This window comes from Paraburkholderia unamae, assembly GCF_003096875.1.
GTDB classification, from domain to species: Bacteria; Pseudomonadota; Gammaproteobacteria; order Burkholderiales; family Burkholderiaceae; genus Paraburkholderia; species Paraburkholderia unamae.
The window spans coordinates 462,938-476,720 of record NZ_QEOB01000004.1 but is presented as its reverse complement, the minus strand read 5'-3'; the positions used below and the strand labels follow the sequence as shown (position 1 = coordinate 476,720).

Genomic DNA, 13,783 nt, shown 5'->3' with positions numbered 1-13,783 from the left:
CATCATGCTCCGCGCGCGTCGGTGAAGTGGAACGCCATGCCGCCCACCGCGTCGAGCGCGAGATGCACGCCGCCAAACGGCTCCGCGAGCGAAATGCGCTCCAGCACACGCTGCGCCAGTTCGGGGAGCACGGCCTGGGCCAGAATGTGATCGACATTGCGCGCGCCGCTGTCCACTTCCTTGCAGCGTTGCACGATCTCCTGGGCGAGCGCATCGTCCCACGTGAGCGTTGCGTGATGGTTGCGCTCAAAACGTTGTGCGATGCGCGCAAGCTTGAGTTCGACAATGGCGGCGATTTGCGCGTCGCCGAGCGGATAGTACGGCACGATCGCGAGCCGACCGAGAAACGCCGGACTGAACTGGCGCAGCAGCGGCGGCCGCAGCCGTTCGACGAGCGCCTGCGGCGCGGGCCTGCGGCCGCCGTGGCACGCGTCGGTAATGACGTCCTGCGCCGCGTTCGAGGTGAGCAGGATGAGCGTGTTCTTGAAGTCGATGGGCACGCCCTCGCCGTCCTCCATGATGCCCTTGTCGAACACCTGGAAGAACAGTTCGAGCACGTCCGGGTGCGCCTTTTCCATTTCGTCGAGCAGCACGACGCTGTACGGGCGACGCCGCACCGCCTCGGTCAGCACGCCGCCGCGCCCGTAGCCCACATAGCCCGGCGGCGCGCCCTTGAGGCCCGAGACGCTATGCGCCTCCTGGAACTCGGACATGTTCACGGTGATGACGTTGCGCTCGCCGCCGTAGAGCAGTTCGGCGAGCGCGAAGGCCGTTTCGGTCTTGCCCACGCCGCTCGGCCCCACGAGCATGAACACGCCCACGGGCTTGCCCGGATCGTCGAGGTCGGCCCGGAACGTGCGCACGCGGCGCGCAATGGTGTCGAGCGCCTCGTCCTGGCCCACCACGCGCTCGGCGAGCTTTTCCTGGAGGTGCAGCACGGTATGCAGTTCGTCGGCGAGCATGCGGCCCACGGGAATGCCGGTCCAGCCCGAGATCACCTCGGCCACGACGGCCGAGTCCACGCACACGGGCACCAAGGGCTCGTCGTTCTGCACGGCTTCGAGGCCCTTCTCCAGCCGGCGCAACGTGGTGGCCAACGTTTCGGCATCCTCATGGTCGTCACTCGTGCCTTCATCCGTGACGCTCGCCAACTGTTCGGCGATCTTGCGCCGCCACGCGAGAATCTCGTCCACCGCGCGCTTTTCCGTGCCGAACTTTTCGGTGAGCCTTGCATGCTGCTCGCGCTCGTCGCGCAACTGCCGCTGGGTGGCCGCCATCGCCTCGGCGCGCATCGCGCCCGTGGCCGCCTCGTGGCGCAGAATGCGCAACTGGTTCTCGGCTGTCTCGATCGAGCGGCCGAGTGCCTCGATCTCCTCGGGCACGCCGCTTTGACCGATCGCCACGCGTGCGCAGGCCGTGTCGAGCACGCTGATCGCCTTGTCGGGCAACTGGCGGCCCGAGATATACCGATGCGAGAGCCGCACGGCGTCGCGTACGGCGTCGTCGAGAATCTCCACGCCGTGATGAGCTTCGAGCTTGTCCACCATGCCGCGCAGCATGTCCACGGCCGCCGGCTCGCCCGGCTCCTCGACCTTGACCACCTGGAAACGGCGCGCAAGCGCGGGGTCGCGTTCCACGTACTTCTTGTATTCGGCCCAAGTCGTGGCCGCGATCGTGCGCAACTCGCCGCGCGCGAGCGCCGGCTTGAGCAGATTGGCGGCGTCGCCTTGCCCTTCGCTGCCGCCCGCGCCGATCAGTTGATGCGCCTCGTCGATAAAGAGGATCACCGGCGCGGGCGAGGCCTTCACCTCGGCGATCACCGACTTCAGGCGGCTCTCGAACTCGCCCTTCACGCCCGCGCCCGCCTGTAGCAGCGCGAGATCGAGCGAGCGCACGGAAACGTTCGCCAGCGCGGGCGGCACTTCGCCCTGCACGATGCGCTGCGCGAAGCCCTCCACCACGGCCGTCTTGCCCACGCCGGCCTCGCCCGTGAGGATGGGGTTGTTCTGGCGGCGGCGCAGCAGCACGTCGATCAACTGCCGGATTTCAGCGTCGCGGCCACGAATGGGATCGATCGCGCCCGCGCGTGCGAGCGCGGTGAGGTCCACCGCGTAGAGATCGAGCGCGCGCTGCGAGTGGATTGCGGGGCCGGCCCCGAGTGTCGGCATGGTCTGGCTGGCCGGAACTTCACCGCTTTGAGCGGCCTGCGTCCCCGCAGAAGGCAGATCGCTCGACGCGCCTCCCGCATCTTCAGCCGAACCCGCGAGAATCCCGCGCAGGCCTTCGCGCAGATGCGCGCGCGGAATCTTCAGCAGCGCGGGCGCCGATTCGAGCAGCAAGCCGCGCAGGCTGTCCACTTCGAGCAACGCGAGCGTGAGCGTGCCCGAGCGGATCTGTTGCTCGCCGAGCAGCATCGAGCTTAGCAACCACGCTTCCTGAAACAGCGGCGAAAGGTTCGGCGAGAGTGAAGGCGTGCGGCCGTTGCCGCGCTTGAACAATTCGACCGTTTTTTGCAGATGCGAAACGAGGCCCGCGCGCCCGACGCCGAAATGCGCGAGGATCGCCCGCAGGTCCGGCGCTTCGGTTTCGAGCAGCGTGAGCAGCAAGTGCTCGATATCCACGCTGAAGTGTGTCTGCCGCACGCACAGTTGGGCGGCCTGCTCCATCGCATGTTTGCATGCGGGATTCAGGCGGCTGAGCAAGGTGCGAATATCGATTTCCATCCGGGGTCGCCTAACGGTTATGCGTGTGCCGCGCCGCCAGCGGCGCGCGCGTTGAATCTCACGGGTGCGGGTTGGCTGGCTCGCGCCGCACCGCCGAGCCACGACGTCCAGCCAAGCCGTGCCGCCTCATGCCCGCCGAGCGTGCACGCCGCGCGGCGCGGCGCGGCATGCAGCACGAACTCGACGTCGAGGTCCTGCTGCGCGTGACGCCGCACGAGCCAGACAGCCAGCGCGTGCGCCTCGCCGCCCGGCAGCAGCGCGGCGAAGCGTTCGGGCGGCACATCGAAAAACGCCATGCGGATACCGGCGTGCTGATCCCACGCGCGGCGGCCAAGCACGCAGGCGCGCCCAAGCCGTGGCGCCTGGCCGCTGCGCGTGGAACCGGTCAACCGCAACGCGTCCTGCGCTTCGACCTCGCGCCAGCGGCCCACGAACGATTCGCCCGTCACGCGCAGGCCGAGCCGGTCGCCCAGCACGGCGAGCAGGCCGCTCATCGAACGCGGCGCCGCGCTGAAAAGCCCCGCGTGACGCAGCCAGAGCTGCGCGCGTCCGGAGCCGCCAGCCTCGCCCTGGCCCTGGCCCTGTGCATCGAGCCCGAGATTGCCGAGCGCGTCGAGACACGCGGCGAGCGGCGAAGCCAGCGGTGAGCGCCAATTGAGCGCGGGCGTGTGTTTCTTGCGGCTGCGGTAAAGGAACGACAGAAAGCGGTGATTCAGGATGTCGAGCAGGTCGGCGCTCGCCTCGTCGCGCGCCGCGCGGTGAGCGAGCACCATCTCCGTGAACGGCAAAGGGAGCGGTCCGCCCGCTCCGGCGAGCGTCATTGCGGGCGTGGAAAGCACGTATTCCGGCTTTCCTTCGCGCCCGCCAATTGATTCGCTATCCGTATCATCGATTCTCTCGCCGCGCGCGTGTGCGCTCGTTCCACGCTCACGCACGCGGCGCACGTCGCTCGCCTCGAACGCGAGCGACACATGCCCCTTGAGGCGAATCGCTTCGCGCGCGCCGTCACCATGTCCGGGCGGATTGGCCCACGGCGTGGCCCGCTCCAGCAGGTTGATGGCCTGGAACAGGTCGAAGCCCTGAGGGTGGGCGCGCAGGCGGGCGATCAGACGAGCGGCTGGCAGCCGGTCATCGGTTCCCATTGCTTCCATGTCTCGTCTCCGCGGCGCACCACGAGCCGCACGAAGGAATTGATCGATGTGTAAAGCGCGAAGAAGCGCGCGAGCACCGCGCCCATCAGCAGCGGCGAGCCGCCGACGAACGCGTCGGCGTCGAACTCCACGGCCACTTCGGTGCCCCGGCAGTAGCCGCGCCATGCCTCGGTTCCCAGATGCGCGTTCACGCTGCGCGCATGCAGACTCTTGAGCCCGCGAATCTGGTCCTGTTCGCGCGCGCGATCGGACGCAAACAGGCGCAACAGGTCCTGCACCTGGCGCCGCCCGGTCGCGCCGCTCACGAGCGACTGGTGATTGAGCGTGAGCAGGGAGACGAGCCGCCATAGCGTTTCGCTGCCGAGCGGCGGCGTGCGCTGCGCGGTGGGCTCGTAAAGGCAGCGCACGCGCACGTTCGGCGCGGCGCGCTCCACGCTCATGCGCGCGCCCACGCTCAACTGCTGCGCGAGGCGCCGGTTCGTGCACAGCACGTTCGCGTAGACGACCGGGCCTTGCGGCGAGCGCCAGCGGGGACCCGCATCGACGAAACTCAGATACGTGTCCGTGCCCGCGATGTCACCGCGCAGGCTGCGCTCGCGCCGCGCCACCCAGCAGGGCGTCGCGCCGTTCGCGCCCGCATGGGCATCCGTGTAATCGGCTGCGGCAAACGAGGGAATCGTCTCGGCGCTCGCCCTGGTGGGATCGCTTGCCACGACCGAAACGACCGAGTGGATTTCCGTGACCGCCTCGCGCTGCCGGTCCGCCACGAGCCGGTACTCGTAGTGACGATGATCGATAGCGATGGGCTCGCTCGTCTGCGCGAACAGATTGACCACGGGCGTGCAACCGAGCCGGAAATGCTGCGCGCCGATCGCCGCGAGCCCGCGCGGCGAGCCGTTGAGGCGGAGCACGATTTCGCAGCCTGGGCCCGCTACCGGCAAGCCGTCGGGCAACAGCAGGTCGAAGAAGTGGAACTTGCGTGGAAACGCGAAGTACTCCTGCATGAGTCCGTATGCCGGCTGCGCGTGGGGCGGCAGCGGCAGCACGGCGTGCTCGGGCGCGTAGCCCACTTCGCACCACGCCGCGCGGCGCAACGGCACGGCCGCGCCGTTCGGCTCACGCAACGCGATGTCCGACACGCCTGGCGCGAGCAACTCATAGAGCGGCATCGTCGTCATCCAGTCGCCGTGCAGGTGAATGCGCAGGCTGTCGAGTTCCAGTTCGTTGCAGTGCACGCCCGCCTCGCAGGCGAGATGCAGGCGCAGCGTGGCGTCGTCGCCCAGGCTCGCGTCGGCGATTCGCAGCGGCCACAGCGTCGTGTCCCACGCGGTGCGAAAGCGGCACACGTCACCCGTTTCGGCGCGCGCGTGCAGCCCGGTGTGACGCGGCACGGGAAAGCCCGCTGTCACCTTGCCCTGGCTCGGGTCGAGCTCGAATTGCGCAATCGTCATGGAAGGCACCGGCTGCACGAGCGAGGGACATACGTTTTCCAGCAACGCCGAGGCCACTTGCGGGAACGTCTGGTCGAGATCGCGGTGCACGCGCGCGGCGAGAAACGCGCTCGCCTCAATCAGGCGTTCGGTGTGCGGGTCGAGCGATTCCGCGCCGTGCAGGCCCAGGCGTGCGGCGACTTTCGGATAGCGCGCGGCGAAGTCCGCGCCTTCGTGGCGCAGATAGGCGAGTTCGCGCTTGTAGTAATGGAGAATGTCGTCGGACACGGTTTCAGCCATGATCGTTGCGCGGGTCGGGTGACGGGTCGGCGATCGAAAGCGCGCCCCCGGCGAGCTCGAACGCGACATGACTGATGCGCTCGCCCGCGCGCATCGTGGCGCGGATGGCGAGCACCGCATCGTTGGCATGACGATCCGTTTCGTTGAAACCCACGGCGACGTCGACGAGGCGCGGTTCGAACCACGCGATCGCGCGCGCGACCGCGGCGGCGATGGCTTCGCGGTCCGCGCCCGAACGCAAGGTGCGCGCCGAGAAGTCGGGCAAGCCATAGTCGATCGCGCTGCCGTCTCCCGCGAGCCACGCTTCGTAAGGCTGGCGTGCGCGCGTGTTCAGGAGCCGCGCCAGATCGCGTGCGATCGACGCGCGCAACGCGTCCTCGTCCGGCAGGTACGCTTCGCCTTGCGCACCAAGCCGGTCGAAAAGAGGCATGGGTGTACCGTTGTCGATGGCCGACATCTCGTGATGACGCTCGTGCTCGTGCGTTTCACGACGCGCGGGACCGATCGCTCACGATCCGCCCCGCGACGCCGCACGCTTCAGCTCTTGGGCGGCGTGATGGCCTTGTTGGTTGCCAGATCCCAGCCGAAGGCGGCGGTGCCCTTCTTGTCCGCCGTCGTGTCCTGCTGCGTGTATTCGGCGGTGACCTGCGTGAAGTTGATCGAGAGGTTGTCCATCATCGCGCCGCCCGCGGAACTGTTGATCACGGAGATCATCGCGTTCTTGAGCACGTATTTCATGTGCAGCATGAACTTGCCGGCCTCGTTGCGCCCGACGAGCACCGTTGCGTCGCCGAGCTTCGTGCCCGCCGCGCAGGCGCTATAAAGCGCGGGCGTGGACTGGTCCGAGTATTTGGCGATCCCCACCTCGTTGAACGACGGCCGGCCGAGCGTGCGCTCGCTCTTGGCCGGATCGGGCGAAATCGGCAGGGCGAGCCCGAACGAAAAGCTCTCGATGATGATCTTGTCGGTGTGCTCGTCGAGCCTGGAATTGCCCTTGATGTCCTTCAGTTCAAGCAGAATCGTATCCATGTGGTCCCCCGTTCAATCTATGATGCGTGGCCCCACACGGCGCGCCCCCGCGCAACCGTGCAGCGTCCAACCCTCGTTCGTGGCGCGGCTTAGGCGGCCGCTGCGGGCAATTCGGCGACAAGCCGGATCGACGCAGTCAGTTCTTCCATCTGGAAATGCGGACGCAGGAAGCAGGTCGCGCGATAGGCGCCCGGCTTGCCCGGCACCTCCGTCACGTCCACACGCGCTTCTCCCAGCGGATAACTGACCTTCTGCGCGTGCGATGCCGACGGATTGATGAGCACGTAGTCGGCGATCCAGTTGTTCAGGTAGTTCTCGATATCGGCGCGCGACTGGAACGAGCCGACCTTGTCGCGCATGATCACCTTGATGTAGTGCGCGAAGCGCGAAGCGGCCAGCACATAGGGCAGGCGCGCGGAAAGCTGCGCGTTGGCGTTCGCCGCGTCCTTGTTGTAGACCTTCGGCTTGTTGACGGTCTGACTGCCGAAGAACGTGGCCGAGTTCGAGCCCTTCGAATTCACGATCGAAATGAAGCCCAGGTCGCTCAGTTCCTTCTCGCGGCGGTCGGTGATCGTCACTTCGGTCGGGCACTTCAGCACCACGTCGCCCTCGCCCGTCGTGTACGTGTGCGCAACGAGCCCTTCCACGCGGCCGCCGCCTTCCACGCCGCGAATTGCCGTGGCCCAGCCGTACTTCGCAAAGGCGTCGGTGATGCGCAGGCCCAGCAGCCACGCCGAGTTCGCCCACAGGTATTTGCTGTGGTCGGTGCCGTCCACGTCCTCCTCGAAATTCAGGTTTTCGAGCGGATTCGTCTTCGCGCCGTAGGGCTGGCGCGCCGCATAGGACGGCAGCACGAGCGACACGTAGCGCGAATCTTCCGTCTCGCGAAAACCGCGCCAGCCCGCAAGCTCGGCGCTCTCGAAGGTCTTGGAGAGGTCGCGCGTAACGCCCAGGTCGGTGAACGACTTGAGGTCGAAGAGGCTCGGCGCGGCGGCGGCGATGAACGGCGCGTGCGCAGCGGCGGCCACCTTCGACATGCGTTCGAGCAGCGCGATGTCCTGCGGGTCGCGGCCGAACGTGTAGTCGCCGAGCAGGAGCGAATACGGATAACCGCCGAACGTTCCGTACTCCTCTTCGTAGATCTTCTTGAACAGCAGACTCATGTCGTGATCGACGGCGGATTCGAGATCCTTGAGCAGTTCCTTCTTCGTGACGTTCAGGAGGCGCAGCTTGAGGTTGCTGCCCGTTTCCGTGCCGTACACCATGTCGTGCAGGCCGGTCCACGAAGCCTCCAGCGCCTGGAACGCCGGGTCGTGCATGATGGCGTTGAGCTGGTCCGAGAGCAGCGCGTCGATTTCGGCCACGCGTTCGTTGATCATCGCCACGACGCTCTTGTCCGGGCTCGTGCGCATGCCTTCGTCGAGAATCTGCGAGGCGAGCTGGCCGATCAACTGCTTCGCATACACCCGCTGCGAAGGCTCGACCGCCATGTTGCCTTCCTGAACGATGCGCTCCAGCAGGCTCAGCCCGCTTTCTCCGGCCGCTTCGAGCGTGACTGTGCCTTCGCTGGCCGCAATATCGGCCGCCGTGTTGCTGGTCATTTCCCTACCCCCGATTGATGCCGTTGCGCCCGCAACGACCGTGGCTGTGCCTGTTATGCGGCCGGCGCTTCCGGCACGGCGTGGGCCGCGAGGCCTTCGCCCGACTGTGCCTGGCTTTGCACCTGCTTCAGTTCTTCCGAGCTTTGCACGATGCGCTCGAGCATCGAGTCGAGTTCGTCGTTGCCGTCTAGCTTGGCGAGCAGGTCGCGCAGTTGCTGGCGCGCTTCGAGCAGCTTCGCGAGGCGCGGCACCTGGCGCACGATGGCTTCCGGATGAAAGTCGGCGAACTTGTCGAACGTGAGTTCGAGGCGCAGGCTGCCCTCGCCCTTCGCGGTGTCGGGCACCGAAAGGTCGAGGCGCGGGCGGATCTTGCCCATGATCGAGTCGAAGTTGTCGCGGTCGATCTCGACGAGGCGGCGTTCCTTGAGCTTGGGCAGCGGCTCGGCGGGATGACCCGAAAGATCCGCGAAAAGACCCACTACGAACGGCAAATCGCGCTTTTCGATCGCGTCGCCGGTCTCGACGTCGTAGGTGATCTGAACACGTGGCGGGCGATTGCGTCCCACCCACTTTTGCAGGCTATTGGACATGCTGGTCTCCGTAAAGAAGCCGAAACCGCCGGCGTTGGCCGTTGGCTGGCAGCGCAGGCAATCTTACGAAGAATGTTTTTGGGCCGCATTGGCCTAAAGTACAGGTCGCCGAAAAAAATCGGCGAGCGCATGGGAGGCGTGTGGAAAGGCCGTGGACAGGCCTTCGCTGGCCTGTAGTGGCCCTGATAAGGCGTGACGGATGACTGCGGGGACTTACTGGGGCTTGCCGAAGAGGCCGCCGCGACGCGCGATGAGCGTGGCCTGCGTGCGGTTGAGCGCGCCGAGAGCGGTGAGCACGGCGGAAACGTGCGCCTTCACGGTGCGCTCGGTCATGCCGAGATGATCGGCGATCTCCCGGTTGCGCAGCCCGTTGCACACGAGGCGCAGCACCTCGCCCTGGCGCGGCGTGAGCGTGCTCAGCAGCGTGGCCTCGTCCGTGTGCGCGGCGCTGCGCATGGGCGTCAGCGGCGGCACCCGGATGACCGTTGTCGCGCCCTCGTGCCACGGCATGCCCGCCCGCACGCACGCCAGCGCGTTCACGAGCGTGCGGCTGTCCGCCGACTTGTGCACGAACGCATGCGCGCCCGCCGCGAGCGCGTTTTGCCGGTCGTCGGGGTCTTCGGAAGCGGAGAGCACGAGAATGCGCACGCCGGGGCGCAACTGCCGCAGCCCCTTCACCAGCGCCGCGCCGCCGATGTCGGGCAGGTAGTAGTCCATGATCACGCTGCTGATGTCCGCGTGCTCGTGGACGGCGGCGAGCGCCGCGTGGCCGCTGGCCACGTCGTGCACCGTGAGTTCCGGGTCCGCCTTCGCGATCGTGAGCAGCAAGCCCTCACGGAACATCGCGTGGTCATCGATCAGCAATACGCCTGTCACAGCTTTCCCCCGAATATGCGTGTTCTGGGTGACGAGGCAAGCTGAGGCGGGATGCGGCTACGTTGCGCGGGTCACCGTTTGTCGTTCTAACCGCAAGCGCGGCGTAAGCCGAATCATAGTATGTTTTCGAGATGACATGGAAAATCGGCTTCAGGCGGCGCTTGCGCGTCGCGCGGCGCGCTGCGGCAGCACGGCGATACAGCCGACGATGAAGATGAGCAGCAGCACGGACGCATAAAGCCGGCTGAATTCCAGGCCGCCTTGCGCCACGGGCTTGTCGAGCAGGTCGCCCAGCGTCGCGCCGAGCGGGCGCGTGAGCACGAACGCAAACCAGAAGAGCGCGGTGCGCGACACGCGCGGCCACAGCCACAGCAGGCCCACGACGACCAGTGCCGCGCCGAAGATCACCGCGCCCATTTCGTAGCCCAAGCCCAGGCCGCCGCGATCCTCACCGGCGACCCAGTCGCCCAGCGCCGTGCCCAGCGTTTGCGAAAAGAGGATCGTGGTCCAGTAAAACCATTCGACGCGCGCGCTCGCGACGCTCTCGATCGACACCGTGCCTTCCGCGCGATACCAGACGCCCAGGCTCGTGATCAGCAACAGGAGAATGATCGACACGCCGCCGGGATAGCCGACACCGAGCGAGCGGTCGAAAAAATCGGCCAGCGTCGTGCCGAGCGTGGTCGTGGCGACGATGGTTGCCCAGTAGAGCCAGGGATAAAAGTTGCGGGCACGAATCTGCGCCGAAACCAGCACGACGAAGCCCGCGAGAAAGATGAGCGAGCCGACCAGGTAGCCCAGGTTCAGTGACATCGTCACCCAGTCTCCGCCCGTTTCGCCGAGCGTGGTGCACGCCACCTTGATGATCCAGAAGCCGAGCGTCACCGCGGGAACCTTGCTCACCGCGTGGTCGATAAAAGTTCGTGAAGCGGAAGTCATTGGACACTCCTTGCGCCACATGACGGGCGAAATGGAACAGTCTGCGACTATAAGGCTCCTTTCCTTAGCTAAACCTTAGCTGAATACCCACGCTGCATGAATGCGGCCCTTTGAAGGCGGAGTTGAGCCACTTGCTTGTGCATAAGCAAACTCTAAGGTTGGTTGCGTACGCTGGGGACATACGTCGTGCAGAAAAGCATGGCGTGTCGTTCCGCAAGCGTCGTGCCTGGCGTGTCCAGTCTGGCATCACTTATCAGGATTACGAATCAATATCTACGATGGAGTCCACATCATGAAAGCACTACTCGTTTCCGCCATTCTTTCGCTCGGCGTTGTGCTGACCCCGGCCGCCTTCGCGCAAAGCACCACCCCGGCGCAAATGCCGCAACACACTTCGCAGGGGTCCGGCACGCAACGCGCCAATGACTCATCGGGCTATGGCATGGAGGGCGGCGGCACCTCGAATGCTTCGGTGTCCGGTTCGTCTCGCGCCTTCACGCAAGCGTCGAACCATGCCTCGAACATGCACAACGAGGGTCGCAACGGCCTCTTCGCGCACCATTGAGCGCGGGCGCTTCGGCCGCGCGCCCCCTGCGGTTCGATCACACCCGCAAACCGCGGCTCTTGAGCCGGTAAACCAGTTGTGCGCGCGTGATGCCCAGGTTGCGCGCCGCCGCCGAGAGGTTGCCCGACGCCTGGCGCACCGCGCTCTTGAGCAACGCGGACTCGATGTCGTCGAGCGAGAGCGGCGGGCCTTCGTTTTCCGTGCCCATCAACAGGCTCGTGACCTGACGCGTGACGCGCCCCGCTTCGTCCTCCGACCCCGCGAGCAAATTGAGCTTGTCGGAGGGCAGCAGCGCGCCGTGCTCGTCCACGCCGAACACCGAGAGATCGAAGGTTTCCCCGCTGATGAAGAGATGGCCCACGTCGATCGCGCCGTCGTCGGCGGCGAGTATCACGCCGCGCTCCACGATGTTCTCCAGTTCGCGGATATTGCCGGGCCAGTTGTAGCTGAGGATCGCGTCGATGGCGCGGCTCGTGAAGCCCGTGACGTTGCGCCCGTGGCGCTCGCGGTATTTGCGCAGGAAGTGATTGAGCAGCACCGGCAAGTCTTCCTTGCGCTCGCGCAGCGAAGGCACGCGCACCGGAAACACGTTGAGCCGGAAAAAGAGGTCCTCGCGAAAGCGCCCCGCGCGCACTTCGTCGCGCAGGTCGAGATTGGTGGCCGCCACCACGCGCACGTCCACACGCCGCGTTTGCGTGTCGCCCACGCGCTCGATCTCGCCTTCCTGTAGCGCGCGCAACAGCTTGCCCTGCGCCGTCATGGTGAGAATGCCGATCTCGTCGAGAAAGAGCGTGCCGCCGTTGGCGCGCTCGAAACGCCCGGGCCGGCTTTGCGTGGCGTCCGTGAAGCCGCCCTTCTCGACGCCGAAGAGTTCCGACTCCACGAGCGCCTCGGGAATGGCCGCGCAGTTGATCGCGACGAACGCGCCTTCGCTGCGCTTGCTGATGCGATGCAGCGTGCGCGCGAACACTTCCTTGCCCACGCCGCTTTCGCCGAGAAAGAGCACCGTCGCGCGCGTGCCCGCCACGCGCCGGATCATGTGGCAAACGGCATTGAAGCCCGGCGACGCCCCCACCATGTTGCCGTCGCCGAACGCCGTGGGCGTTTCGCGCGGCGCGAGCGCGCCGTAACCGCTCAGCGCATGCGTGTGCTCGTCGCTCGCGGCGAGCCCCTGCGTGAAAGATTGCGCTTTCAGGAAGCGCAGATCGTTGGTGGCCTCGTCGCCCCACGCCTCGATCGGCTTGCCGATGATGCGGCAATACGATTGCCCGAGCGCGCGGCACTCCACCTCGCGATAAAGAATCGGCCGCCCCATGAACACGCTCGTGTAGCCGCTCGCGTAACCGATCTGCGTCCAGCACGCGGGCTCCGCGCCAATGCCGTAAATGCGCACGTGCTCTTCGTCTTCGGCGCAGCCCTTCCAGAGGAACTCGCCGTAGTAGTGGCCCTTCTCGACGTCGATTTCGAGCCGCACCGGCTCCACCTCGGTCAGCCCTTCGAGCATGTGCAATTGCGGCCCTACCGCGAACATCTCGGCCACGTCGTTCGCGGCGCGCACCTTGCCCACGAGTTCCGCGTCGCGCGCGCCCGAGTTGTAGCCCATGCGCGTGAGCAGCCCGCGCGCGGCGTCGATGCCGAGACTGTCGATGAGTTCGCGCCGCAGCGTGCCGAGCGACTGTGCGTGCAGCAGCACCATGCGCTGATCGTCGAGCCAGATGCGGCCGTTGCCGGGCGCGAAGCGCAGGCGCGACATGAGGTCGGCGATGTCGGGATAACGCAGGCTGTCCACGCGCGCGCCCTTGGGCGTCACGAGTTTCATCTGTCCGCCCGTGTGATCGCCCGCCTGATCGCCCGTCTGATCCCCCGTGCGGTCCCTCGCTGGCTCCGCCTTGTGTTGCGTACCCATGCTGCGCTGCTCTCCGCTTCGATGAACGGCCACACGATAGGGGAAGCCGCCTGGCCGCGCAAGACGCAATCGCGCGCCGCCGCCGGCGCTGCGGGTAATCCCCGATGCTCGTTTGAGCAAGCGGTTTCGGGCCTCACGCCGGGCATTCGATCATTTGGTCGAACCGTCCGCATGCCTCGCGACGGCTGCCGCCGCCCATCGCCAAGCGGCGCGATCGCGCCAAACGCCGCACGCGCAAGGCCTCGCCCTCACGGCGCTACGCCCACCACTCGCCACCCGCTGCGCCCTGGCCCGCTCATTGCATATAGGGAACACCACGCGGCGCATTGCACGAAAAGATCGAAGCACATCGAAGCGCCGCGTGGATCAAAACGGAGGAGGCAATGAGCAAACCGCAATCGCTCGTCACCGCGCTGGAACGGCCCTTCGATGTGGCGCGGCGCTATGTGCGAACGAAGGCGCATCGCGCCGACGGCTTCGTCGAGTTCGAATTCTCGATTGGCGACCCGCGCATTTGCGTGGAACTGGTGATGCGCGAGTCCGACTATCGCGCGTTCTGCGCGACGCACGACGTCGTGCGGCTTTCCGCCGTGGAAGCCGCCGCGCTCGACGCGGAAGAACTCAAGTGGCGTTATGGCCAACCCGGCCTCGCCGAATAAACAACGTTGCATGC

At 66.5% G+C, this 13,783-nt stretch carries 12 protein-coding genes; 2 read left to right on the top strand and 10 right to left on the bottom strand.

What is annotated here, in order from left to right:
• Nucleotides 1–2: 2 nt before the first annotated feature.
• The 9 genes from tssH to C7402_RS11490 form a co-directional block, all read right to left on the bottom strand.
• The gene (gene tssH, locus C7402_RS11530; RefSeq protein WP_116610725.1) at nucleotides 3–2,723 is read right to left on the bottom strand and encodes a type VI secretion system ATPase TssH; all 2,721 of its coding nucleotides are present in this window, start codon (nucleotides 2,721–2,723) and stop codon (nucleotides 3–5) included.
• A gap of 17 nt (nucleotides 2,724–2,740) precedes the next feature.
• Nucleotides 2,741–3,874 (bottom strand): type VI secretion system baseplate subunit TssG, encoded by a 1,134-nt coding sequence (gene tssG / locus C7402_RS11525; protein ID WP_116610724.1) that lies wholly within the window; start codon nucleotides 3,872–3,874, stop codon nucleotides 2,741–2,743.
• Nucleotides 3,829–5,604 (bottom strand): type VI secretion system baseplate subunit TssF, encoded by a 1,776-nt coding sequence (gene tssF / locus C7402_RS11520; RefSeq protein WP_116610723.1) that lies wholly within the window; start codon nucleotides 5,602–5,604, stop codon nucleotides 3,829–3,831. Before tssF ends, tssG begins: the two co-directional genes overlap by 46 nt.
• The gene (gene tssE / locus C7402_RS11515; protein ID WP_116610722.1) at nucleotides 5,597–6,061 is read right to left on the bottom strand and encodes a type VI secretion system baseplate subunit TssE; all 465 of its coding nucleotides are present in this window, start codon (nucleotides 6,059–6,061) and stop codon (nucleotides 5,597–5,599) included. Before tssE ends, tssF begins: the two co-directional genes overlap by 8 nt.
• Before the next feature lie 80 nt (nucleotides 6,062–6,141).
• Complete coding sequence (locus tag C7402_RS11510; RefSeq protein ID WP_112170348.1) at nucleotides 6,142–6,633, bottom strand: Hcp family type VI secretion system effector; 492 nt, start codon at nucleotides 6,631–6,633, stop codon at nucleotides 6,142–6,144.
• A gap of 89 nt (nucleotides 6,634–6,722) precedes the next feature.
• Nucleotides 6,723–8,234, bottom strand: a complete 1,512-nt coding sequence (tssC, locus tag C7402_RS11505; RefSeq protein ID WP_112170349.1) for a type VI secretion system contractile sheath large subunit — start codon at nucleotides 8,232–8,234, stop codon at nucleotides 6,723–6,725.
• 53 nt (nucleotides 8,235–8,287) lie between these two features.
• Nucleotides 8,288–8,824 (bottom strand): type VI secretion system contractile sheath small subunit, encoded by a 537-nt coding sequence (tssB, locus tag C7402_RS11500; RefSeq protein ID WP_116610721.1) that lies wholly within the window; start codon nucleotides 8,822–8,824, stop codon nucleotides 8,288–8,290.
• Between the two features lie 213 nt (nucleotides 8,825–9,037).
• Complete coding sequence (locus C7402_RS11495) at nucleotides 9,038–9,700, bottom strand: response regulator transcription factor (protein ID WP_112170351.1); 663 nt, start codon at nucleotides 9,698–9,700, stop codon at nucleotides 9,038–9,040.
• A 150-nt stretch (nucleotides 9,701–9,850) separates the two neighbouring features.
• Nucleotides 9,851–10,639 (bottom strand): COG4705 family protein, encoded by a 789-nt coding sequence (locus tag C7402_RS11490; RefSeq protein WP_116610720.1) that lies wholly within the window; start codon nucleotides 10,637–10,639, stop codon nucleotides 9,851–9,853.
• 292 nt (nucleotides 10,640–10,931) lie between these two features.
• On the opposite strand from C7402_RS11490, the gene C7402_RS11485 reads away from it, so the two are divergent.
• On the top strand, nucleotides 10,932–11,204 hold the full coding sequence (locus C7402_RS11485) for a hypothetical protein (protein ID WP_116610719.1): 273 nt from the start codon (nucleotides 10,932–10,934) through the stop codon (nucleotides 11,202–11,204).
• 37 nt (nucleotides 11,205–11,241) lie between these two features.
• On the opposite strand, the gene C7402_RS11480 is transcribed toward C7402_RS11485, so the two are convergent.
• On the bottom strand, nucleotides 11,242–13,110 hold the full coding sequence (locus C7402_RS11480; protein ID WP_244314814.1) for a sigma-54-dependent Fis family transcriptional regulator: 1,869 nt from the start codon (nucleotides 13,108–13,110) through the stop codon (nucleotides 11,242–11,244).
• Nucleotides 13,111–13,493: 383 nt separating this feature from the next.
• Here C7402_RS11480 and C7402_RS11475 point away from each other — a divergent pair, with 383 nt between their 5' ends.
• The gene (locus C7402_RS11475; protein ID WP_112170693.1) at nucleotides 13,494–13,769 is read left to right on the top strand and encodes a phenol hydroxylase subunit; all 276 of its coding nucleotides are present in this window, start codon (nucleotides 13,494–13,496) and stop codon (nucleotides 13,767–13,769) included.
• Nucleotides 13,770–13,783 lie beyond the last annotated feature (14 nt).

Excerpts from the sequence above, each read along its gene's own strand:
- tssF (WP_116610723.1), bottom strand. The coding sequence starts at position 5,604 with ATGGCTGAAACCGTGTCCGACGACATTCTCCATTACTACAAGCGCGAA.
- tssB (WP_116610721.1), bottom strand. The coding sequence starts at position 8,824 with ATGTCCAATAGCCTGCAAAAGTGGGTGGGACGCAATCGCCCGCCACGT.
- tssG (WP_116610724.1), bottom strand. The coding sequence starts at position 3,874 with ATGGAAGCAATGGGAACCGATGACCGGCTGCCAGCCGCTCGTCTGATC.
- C7402_RS11510 (WP_112170348.1), bottom strand. The coding sequence starts at position 6,633 with ATGGATACGATTCTGCTTGAACTGAAGGACATCAAGGGCAATTCCAGG.
- C7402_RS11485 (WP_116610719.1), top strand. The coding sequence starts at position 10,932 with ATGAAAGCACTACTCGTTTCCGCCATTCTTTCGCTCGGCGTTGTGCTG.
- tssH (WP_116610725.1), bottom strand. The coding sequence starts at position 2,723 with ATGGAAATCGATATTCGCACCTTGCTCAGCCGCCTGAATCCCGCATGC.
- C7402_RS11490 (WP_116610720.1), bottom strand. The coding sequence starts at position 10,639 with ATGACTTCCGCTTCACGAACTTTTATCGACCACGCGGTGAGCAAGGTT.
- tssE (WP_116610722.1), bottom strand. The coding sequence starts at position 6,061 with ATGTCGGCCATCGACAACGGTACACCCATGCCTCTTTTCGACCGGCTT.
- tssC (WP_112170349.1), bottom strand. The coding sequence starts at position 8,234 with ATGACCAGCAACACGGCGGCCGATATTGCGGCCAGCGAAGGCACAGTC.
- C7402_RS11480 (WP_244314814.1), bottom strand. The coding sequence starts at position 13,110 with ATGGGTACGCAACACAAGGCGGAGCCAGCGAGGGACCGCACGGGGGAT.
- C7402_RS11475 (WP_112170693.1), top strand. The coding sequence starts at position 13,494 with ATGAGCAAACCGCAATCGCTCGTCACCGCGCTGGAACGGCCCTTCGAT.